At 36.7% G+C, this 5,499-nt stretch carries 8 protein-coding genes and 1 tRNA gene; 2 read left to right on the top strand and 7 right to left on the bottom strand.

Going from position 1 to position 5,499, the window contains the following annotated elements; genetic code table 11:
* On the bottom strand, window positions 1-826 hold an 826-nt coding region (locus AB685_RS25600; RefSeq protein WP_047973413.1), incomplete at its 3' end, for a peptidoglycan-binding protein.
* A gap of 458 nt (window positions 827-1,284) precedes the next feature.
* Here AB685_RS25600 and AB685_RS25595 point away from each other — a divergent pair.
* Complete coding sequence (locus AB685_RS25595; RefSeq protein WP_047973412.1) at window positions 1,285-1,983, top strand: diphthine--ammonia ligase; 699 nt, start codon at window positions 1,285-1,287, stop codon at window positions 1,981-1,983.
* Between the two features lie 358 nt (window positions 1,984-2,341).
* Here AB685_RS25595 and AB685_RS25590 read toward each other — a convergent pair.
* The 6 genes from AB685_RS25590 to AB685_RS25570 all read right to left on the bottom strand — a co-directional run bounded on the left by AB685_RS25590 (window position 2,342) and on the right by AB685_RS25570 (window position 4,743).
* A tRNA-Cys gene (locus AB685_RS25590) sits at window positions 2,342-2,414 on the bottom strand.
* Between the two features lie 27 nt (window positions 2,415-2,441).
* Entirely contained in the window at window positions 2,442-2,615 is a 174-nt protein-coding gene (locus AB685_RS31490) for a hypothetical protein (RefSeq protein WP_157860756.1), read from the bottom strand.
* A 16-nt stretch (window positions 2,616-2,631) separates the two neighbouring features.
* Window positions 2,632-2,877: a glutaredoxin family protein gene (locus AB685_RS25585; protein ID WP_047973411.1), complete on the bottom strand. Its 246-nt coding sequence runs from the start codon at window positions 2,875-2,877 to the stop codon at window positions 2,632-2,634.
* A 67-nt stretch (window positions 2,878-2,944) separates the two neighbouring features.
* Window positions 2,945-3,877 (bottom strand): S8 family peptidase, encoded by a 933-nt coding sequence (locus tag AB685_RS25580; RefSeq protein ID WP_053073958.1) that lies wholly within the window; start codon window positions 3,875-3,877, stop codon window positions 2,945-2,947.
* Between the two features lie 17 nt (window positions 3,878-3,894).
* Window positions 3,895-4,134 carry a helix-turn-helix domain-containing protein gene (locus AB685_RS25575; protein WP_047973410.1) on the bottom strand — a complete coding sequence of 80 codons (240 nt, stop codon included), beginning with the start codon at window positions 4,132-4,134 and terminating at the stop codon, window positions 3,895-3,897.
* Window positions 4,135-4,155: 21 nt separating this feature from the next.
* Window positions 4,156-4,743, bottom strand: coding sequence for a sigma-70 family RNA polymerase sigma factor (locus AB685_RS25570; RefSeq protein WP_047973409.1), 588 nt, complete (start codon window positions 4,741-4,743; stop codon window positions 4,156-4,158).
* 194 nt (window positions 4,744-4,937) lie between these two features.
* On the opposite strand from AB685_RS25570, the gene AB685_RS25565 reads away from it, so the two are divergent.
* On the top strand, window positions 4,938-5,499 hold a 562-nt coding region (locus tag AB685_RS25565), incomplete at its 3' end, for a hypothetical protein (protein ID WP_047973408.1).

The following is a 5,499-nucleotide window of genomic DNA, read 5'->3' as shown; positions in this document are numbered from 1 at the left end:
CATCAATTTTGCTAAGGGTCTTAGGGCCAGCTACTCCATCTGCTGTCAGGTTATGAGCAACTTGGAATGTACGGACTGCTTGTGCTGTTACGCTTGCAAAGTTCCCTGTTGAGTTTCCGTTGAAGAAACCTAGTGAACGTAGATTATCTTGAAGCTGCGTCACGCTGTTTCCTTTAGATCCTTCTCTTAGAAGTGAGCTATTTGTGCTTTGATTTGGGCTCGGTGCAGGGGCTGCATTCGAGTTATTAGAACTGTTAGAGCCGCTTGAGCTTGTGTTATTGCCACTTGTTCCTAATGCGGCGAATGTTTGCGGACCGGCAATCCCGTCCACTTTTAAGTTGTTCGCTGCTTGGAACTTACGGACTGCTTCTTCGGTAATCGCACCATAAATATTCGTCACAGAATGGCTGTAGTAGCCTTTATCCTTTAGCGCTTGCTGCAGGTTCCCCACTTGGCTGTTATTTGCACCGCGGCGCAAGATGGCTGTTGACGCGGGCGGAGCAGATGGAGCTGGTGTGCTCGGTGCAGCTTGTCCACTGTTGCCTTTTAGCGCAGCAAACGTTTGACGACCTGCAATGCCGTCTACTGTTAAGTTATTCGCTCGTTGGAAATCACGAACCGCTTGTTCTGTGATCGTTCCGTAATAACCAGTTGCTCGTTCGTATGTAAAAAATCCTTTTTCTTTCAGTGCGATCTGCAACTCTGTCACGTCACTATGTGTCATTCCTTGACGAAGTGTTTGATCTCCTAATGCTGCATCGGCAATTTGTGGTCCAGCCAGAAAGAATCCTGCTGCGATTGTTGATGACACTACTACTTTTCTCATACTTCCGAACTCCTCCTATTATCATATCTTCCATTTATCGCTCATTTCATCAGACTAAAGAAATAAGTTATCTGATAGAAATATCGGTTATTTTTACGTCTATTTTATCTATCGGTTCTTTTCTACTATATTCTATCAAAATCCTCTCTATTTCTCTCTATTGTTACACAAATGTAATATTAGCGTGCTTATCGATATGTTTTTCACCTAAATAATTCCATAAACTGCATAAAAAATGGCGCCTAGTCAATTTAGACTGCGGTGTGACTTATCTTCTCTCTTTCTCTTTTCTACATCATTAGATTTCAAGTTTTTTCCTATCAGAGTGCAATAATATCTTATTTGTAAGATTTATTAATGATAAAATCAAACAAATAGAGCTACTTCTTATATAAAATATGATATTGGCTAATAACAGGCATCGWCAAAAAGTCATTAAGATAAAGGGGAAGATAGGAATGGCAGCAGAAATAATGGATTGGAAAAAGAGTGCTCGCGGTCATAAATTTATAGCTTCATTTAGCGGAGGAAAGGATAGTGTCTTAGCTCTATATAAAGCAGCGAAGATCGGAGAAGCGGTTGGACTGATTGTCATGCTGGAGGAAGGAGGGAAACGTTCCAGATCACATGGGATGCCTCCAGAACTCATACATGCCCAAGGTAAATCAATAGGTTTGCCAATATATACTGCTGCTGCAAGTTGGACAGATTATGAAAAAGTATTTATGCAGCTCTTAGAAAAAGCTAAAAATGAAGGAGCAGAAGTGTTAGTAACTGGAGACTTAGATATGCCTGCTCATGGCTGTTGGCATGAAAAGGTTACGAAGAATGCTGGATTAAAGCTTGGAATGCCTTTATGGGAAATGAACCATCGTGAAGCGGTCGAAGAGTTCATAAATCTAGGATTTGTAACGATTATTGTAACTGTTAATTTATCATTGGGCATGCAAGAGGACGATTTAGGGCGAACGTTAACCCATGAATACGTGAAGGAGCTTGAAGCTCGTGGTATTGACCCCTGCGGAGAAGGTGGAGAATTCCATACCACAGTAATAGACGGGCCCATTTTTAAACATCCTATTCCAGTTCGTAAATGTGAGATTATTCAGCACGGAGAATATGCTTTTTTGCCTTTGGAGCTAGATCAGTGGGAGTAGCAACAATCCCTATAAAATTAACAATGAGTCCCATCGCAATTAATGTGTACACTAAGATAGGGAATTTCCCTAAGTATGAAAGCAGAACACAAATTGGAGCGACGAGGAATATTTTTACAATCACCATCTTTTCTAAATGTCTAAATCTTATAAATTTTATTATGATAAGCATCTCCTTACTAAAAAGCATGAGCATTAAATAGATTTTACTAGTATTATATTACCATAACCATTATACCGGTGTTATTATATTTTTTTGATATTCATTCAACGGTAAAAAGACATTGCACGTAGCAATGCCCGTAAGACTTTATTTAATTACAATAATGGTAGTCCCTATTATTTAAAAACCAATATAAGGTGGCACCCGGATTTGAACCGGGGGATCAAGGTTTTGCAGACCTATGCCTTAACCACTTGGCTATGCCACCGTAGTACTCGACTTAGTCGAGTAAAATTTATTCACTACAATATGCTTTTAATCTATTTGATGTCTCTGCTGCCTCTTTAATTAGCTCATAAATAATCTCTTTTTCTCTTGGACTAAAATTAGTATTATCTAAGCATTTTGAATAAAAGGCTTGAGCTTTTCTTGCTTGACAATAACACTTATAAATAGTTTCATTTCTCAAAATGATCACCTTTTTTTTAGTCTAGTAACAATCGCTTTGCTAACATTTTCTCATTAAATCCAGTAATGATTTCGTTAGTATTTTTAGACTTTAGTAAAGTAAGCGGTGTCCCTTTTCCCTCTAAGTCTAAAAACTCATTTCTACAGTCTTCGTTCGATATATCACGTTCTTCAAAAGGTATGTGCTTTTTATTCATCCATTCCATTTGTCTGTGACAATGACTGCAAGATTGCTGAGTGTAAACGATTATTGATGTACTCATACTGTAACCCCCTAAAATTTTACCGTTTTATATGTTACATCTAATAAAAGGGCAAAAGCCTAAAAAATCACAACCTAGTACTTAAATAAATTAAACCATTACCTTCAACATTAATTGGGTAACCTAAGCTTTTGGTACGCTTCATTAGTTGAGCATAAATTTCCGTTTCTGAGATTGTTCTTTGTAGTTTTATTTCAATGTCTTGAATCAGCAAGCTAACTGCCCCTGCAACAAATGGAGCTGCCATAGAAGTACCGGACATTAACTTATAACTATTATCTAGGTAAGTAGASTTTATATTGACTCCTGGAGCTAAAATATCCATTTGATTATTCAAATTAGAGAATTCCGCTATTTTCTCATCTACATCTACTGCTCCCACTTGGATTACTTCATTATAGGCTCCYGGATAACCTAAATTTACATCTTCTACATTTCCTGTTCCTTGGTTACCAGATGCGGCCACTACGACGATCCCTTGACTTATAGCAAATTTAATGGCTGCATACAGCTGTCTATTATCCTCTGCAGTACCCAAAGATAAGCACATGACTCTAACTCGTTCATTGTTTCTCCCTCGCCAATTTACGGCGTAATAAATACCATTAATTAGATTCTTAATACTACCACTGCCACTTTTATTTAGGACCTTCACCACTAACAGTTTGGCTTCAGGGGCTACACTTGTCATTCTTCCTGTTTCATTATTAGAGCATGCAATCCCAGCTACATGAGTTCCATGTCCATTATAATCATGGTACCTTTTAAAATTCCCCTCATCTTCCTCTGTAAAGTTAGCGCCATCTGTAATTCTAGTTGATAAATTCAAGTGCTCATCATCACAACCGCTATCTAAGATGGCAATCGTGATTCCTTTTCCTTTTATCCCTTGATCCCAATATGATTTTACGTTAATGATTTCTAAAGCTTTATTATTTGTTTGGTTCAAAGGATAGGTTCCCTCAAAAACAGGTATTGCTTTAATTGAATGATTCTCCATATTAAATCGCCTCTTTTCTACTTATTTATTAATTTATTTACGTACTCTAAAAAGCTTGGTGCTCTCTTTACATCAAAACGTTTGATCGCCTTGGTAATTTCGATTGTAAGTTCTTGCTTTAAATCCTCACCAGCATGAATGTCTAGGGTACGGGTTTTACTCTTTATTTTCGGATCAAAAATAGAGACGATCTCCGAAATCGCGTGATTATCATTACTCACTTTTACTTTCTTTGTTAACTCATATAATCCATTCATGTTGTTCAGCTCCAAACTTTCCTATGATATAGTCTCTCTGATCTTTTGCAACGATTGCTTTATTGTTTTAGAAACTGATTGTTGACTGATATTTAAGTGCAAGGCTATTTCTGTATGAGACATTTGATGTAAGAAATGGAGATTCAGGATCATTAACTGCCTTTTAGTAAGCTTATTGAGAGCATTGTGTAAGTTTTGATCMTGTACTTCATCTAATATGGAAGATGTTTGCAAAAAGAAACCATCTTTGTCCCCCGACTTCAAAAATTGCTCGTTAACCTCTTTACTCTCAAAAATAGATTCATCTTCAAACGCATATACATAAAGCTCTTTTTCTCTATTCTTCTTTCTGTAGAAGTCCCTCGAATAATGATTTATTAGTTGAGAAATGTATTTGATTAGCTGAATCTCTGTGTAATACCTTTCAAATGCCAAGTTTAATCCTAGGATATTTACTTCACTAGGTTCCTTTTGTGCATCCAACAATAACTTTTCATTACTCTCTATACTTARGAAGTTTTTCACTAATGGGTCTTTTATACTTTCGAAATCGTAATAGAGTAAATCTTCATAAGAATTCTTTAGATCTGTGATTATAGTAGTGCTCATGATTTACCTCCTTTTATATATAAGAAGGGAGTATATGGTAAAAAAACAACCTAAACAGAAATAAAACGAGAACATAAGTTCTCATTTTATTATGACAGATTATTTGAATTTTTTCATCCAAGTTGTTAATTAGTGTACTTATTCCTTTTTATCGTATGTAAGGCAAATACAACAAAAGAAAAGGAAGTGTTACTATGTACAGAATTATTAATGGAGCTTATCTCTCTGATCAGGAGACGACCAACACAATTAAGGAGCTTAGTAAGTTGCAGGCTTATCACGACTTAATGGAGGTACTAAGTAAAGAATTAGGAACACCTATTAAAAACCTAAAAGTTAAGAAAGCTTATCAACTCAATGCTAAGGGTGAACGTAAGGATGAAGGGGAAACCTTCTTCACAACTAAATCGTTAACATTAACGGATACTAACGAGTCATTAGTCATTGATTTTAGTGACGTTCATTATGAATCTCCTTTACTAGACGATGTAGTATTAATTAGTGGATCTATTTTTAAGAATGTAGATGACAATACGAAGCTTCAGAAAGTATTTACTGTTACTGAAGATGGTATTGAGGTTACACTGAAAAATCTAGTTGCAGAAGCAGTATTAGAAGGGTTATATCTAGAGGAAAACCTACCGAATGATCCTGGTTTCAAAGCGGGTGTTTATAACGAGGATGCAGTCGAAACCGCTGCTTGGTATGATTTCTGTGCACCTGGTGGATATCAGCATTGTGGATCAGGTTGCGGGT

The organism is Bacillus sp. LL01 (genome assembly GCF_001037965.1).
This window is presented reverse-complemented; position numbering and strand designations above follow the sequence as displayed.